Origin of the sequence: Legionella drozanskii LLAP-1, from assembly GCF_001467585.1 — a bacterium.
GTDB lineage: Bacteria > Pseudomonadota > Gammaproteobacteria > Legionellales > Legionellaceae > Tatlockia > Tatlockia drozanskii.
In genome coordinates this window covers 406-3,227 of the sequence record NZ_LNXY01000034.1, presented here as the reverse complement: position 1 = coordinate 3,227, position 2,822 = coordinate 406, and the positions used below count along the sequence as shown (strand labels likewise).

Below are 2,822 nucleotides of genomic sequence, written 5' to 3'. Positions count from 1 at the left end.
TTGACATCTGTAACTCCTCGTTATTCAGATTATATCTGTTAAACAAGGTGTACGGTTAATCGAGGGAGGATCAGGCAATGGATTGGCTATGGTTGGGGGATGCTCTATCTTGAAACACGAATTAACTTTAATTATGTGATTATAGTGACATTGCAGTAAGCGCATTCAGCTAATGTTTGATTGATATGTCCAAAAAACTTATTGAAATGGATTATCAAATAACTAGAGTGCAGCCGAATTTTGTTATAATAAATACCACTTAACACTATTAATTAATTCTATGAAAGAAAGTTTAACATTTGAGCCCGCTATTAACCAGCCTAATCTGGTTAGTAAAAGCGTTACATCATTATTAGAGAGTTGGCAGAGCAGCACGGCTGTAGAAGATATCCAGGTTGCTGAAATTGATACTGCCTCAGCTGGCGGGCAAGAATTTTGTACGCGCTATGGCTTTCCATTTACAATGGGGGCAAATTGCGTGGTTGTTGAAGGGGTTCGTAACGAGCAGCGTACCTTTGCGGCCTGTGTTGCCTTGGTTGGCGCGCAGATTAATTTTAACTCGGTAGTAAGAAAGTTTTTGAATGCACGGAAGGTATCCCTGGCACCGCTCGACACGGTTTTAGAGCTTAGCCAGATGGAGTATGGCAGCATTACTCCATTTGGATTGCCGGAAACATGGAAAATATTACTTGATTCACAATTACTAAATTCGCCTAAAATAGTTATTGGTTCGGGATTGCTTAAATCAAAACTATTATTGCCGACCGAGGCGCTAGTTAATTTGCCTGGTGCAGTAGTTCGTGAGGGGCTTGCTTCTAACAAAGAGTAAATACTCAAGCAGGCACAAGTCATGTAAGTTGGGTCAATAGCGAAGATAGTTCAGTCAAGCTTGTGAAATTTATTTCAATTATAAATTAATACGATATTTAAATTACGTTCTTGATGATAAGCGCAATAATTTTAGTGTGGTCAATAATGTTTATTGACACAGACACTTAAACTTGCTTTTATATGCTTATAGGTCTGAATAAACACAGTCCTTATTTACAAAAAAACAAGAGAATCATACAAGAGGCAGCAAACAATGTGGCTGATAAGAACAATGCAATTTGACTGTATTTTTGTGTCTTTTGAGTTAAGGAGTGAGCCTCAATCAATGAATCTGAGATCAATTTTTTCATTGTTTGAACTGTTTCTCTAGTAGATTCTTGCATTAATCTAGTTATAGCCTCTTTACTACTAGCTAATGCTGCATTGAGAACCTTTTCAGCTTTTTCCTTGGCATCATCTTTCCACTGAGAGGAAATGTTCTCCATTTCCCCTCTGAACTGTATCAGTAAATCCTGTTGGGCTTTTCGATTCTCCTCAATCAGATGTTCATTCATGGTTTGAAGCATGAGGATTGGATCGTCTTTACCCAAAAGTACACCATGCTTGATGCTGATGTCTTGAATGATTTTATCAAGTTTCTCTGACATTAGATCACCCTGGCGTTATCCAGCTGTCCAAACAGTTGATCGCGAACGATTTTTAAACGTTGGCGGATCATAATGCTTTTTTCTGGCGTACCTAACACTTCATCAAAGGTCAGTTTTTGTTGAAGCATCTCGGTTAAATCCCGTCCGTAGGTTTCTTTTTTCAGATCAGGGATTTGAATTAAGGCTGATATTCTGTCTTTATTATCTCGGTAGGCTTTCAATTGTTAAGGCTTTACCGTCATGCTCTATAGCTCCCCAATAGGGATTGAGCCAGACTATAAATTGTGCTTCATTTTCAAACTGGTCAATCAGCTGCGCAAAGCCATTAATGGTATCTAATAAGGCCTGGCCGCCGGTTATGACAGTATGAATTACCATTTCATGGCCTAAGTCTTTTAACAAAGCTGGAACTTGGTTGCTGATGAGGTAATGAGATAGCGGCACAAACGAACTGGCGCCGTTGTCAATGACTACATCATTAGTTGTTGAGGCAATTTTTTCAATGAGGGTAGGTAATCCCCCCGCAAAATAACGGATCTCAAAAGTAGAATTTTCTAGTACTATCAAACCGGGAGATTCTAATGAGAAAATCAAAATATACAGACAGCCAAATACTGTCGATTCTAAAACAAGCCGAAAATGGCACTCCTGTGTCAGAACTTTGCCGAGAACACATTATCAGCGCAGCTCTATTTTACAAATGGCGTTCCAAATTTGGTGGAATGGATGCATCGATGATGTCGCGTTTAAAAGAGTTAGAAGCTGAAAACAGTCGCCTTAAAAAGATGTATGCAGAGGAACGATTAAAAGCAGAGATCCTCAAAGAGGCCATTGAAAAAAAGTGGTAACACCGTCGCGCCGACGCGAGTTGGCGCAAAAGGCGGTGCATGATAAAGACATTTCGATTCGGTTGTCGTGTGAGCTGTTTAGCCTTAGTGAAACTTGTTATCGCTATCATCCTAAATTAAACGATGAGAATGCAATGATAGCGGACTGGTTAGAGCGCCTGGCACAGAGTCAGCGTAATTGGGGCTTTGGCTTATGTTTTCTATACTTGCGCAATGTGAAGGGATTTGTCTGGAATCATAAGCGAGTTTATCAAATCTATCGATAATTGGAGCTCAACATGCGGATTAAACCTAAAAAACGGTTAATTAGGGAAAAACCTGAAGCTTTAGCTGTACCAACTGCCATCAATGAATGCTGGTCGATGGATTTTATGCATGACCAGTTAGACGATGGTCGTAATTATCGGTTATTTAATGTCATTGATGATTTCAATCGCGAAGGCCTTGCCATCGAGGTCGATTTGTCTTTGCCGACTGAGCGGGTTGTACGAGCCCT

At 39.9% G+C, this 2,822-nt stretch carries 2 protein-coding genes and 2 pseudogenes; 2 read left to right on the top strand and 2 right to left on the bottom strand.

Annotated elements, in window-relative coordinates; genetic code table 11:
* Positions 1-280 precede the first annotated feature (280 nt).
* Positions 281-829, top strand: a complete 549-nt coding sequence (locus tag Ldro_RS15600; RefSeq protein WP_058497356.1) for a YbaK/EbsC family protein — start codon at positions 281-283, stop codon at positions 827-829.
* 211 nt (positions 830-1,040) lie between these two features.
* On the opposite strand, the gene Ldro_RS15595 is transcribed toward Ldro_RS15600, so the two are convergent.
* Both Ldro_RS15595 and Ldro_RS15590 read right to left on the bottom strand, forming a co-directional pair.
* Positions 1,041-1,478: a conjugal transfer protein TraM gene (locus Ldro_RS15595; RefSeq protein ID WP_058497355.1), complete on the bottom strand. Its 438-nt coding sequence runs from the start codon at positions 1,476-1,478 to the stop codon at positions 1,041-1,043.
* Positions 1,478-1,988 (bottom strand): annotated as a pseudogene (locus tag Ldro_RS15590) (P-loop NTPase family protein); the annotation flags it as partial. The pseudogene Ldro_RS15590 and the gene Ldro_RS15595, both read right to left, overlap by 1 nt.
* Before the next feature lie 71 nt (positions 1,989-2,059).
* Here Ldro_RS15590 and Ldro_RS16190 point away from each other — a divergent pair.
* Positions 2,060-2,822: pseudogene (locus Ldro_RS16190) on the top strand (IS3 family transposase); the annotation flags it as partial.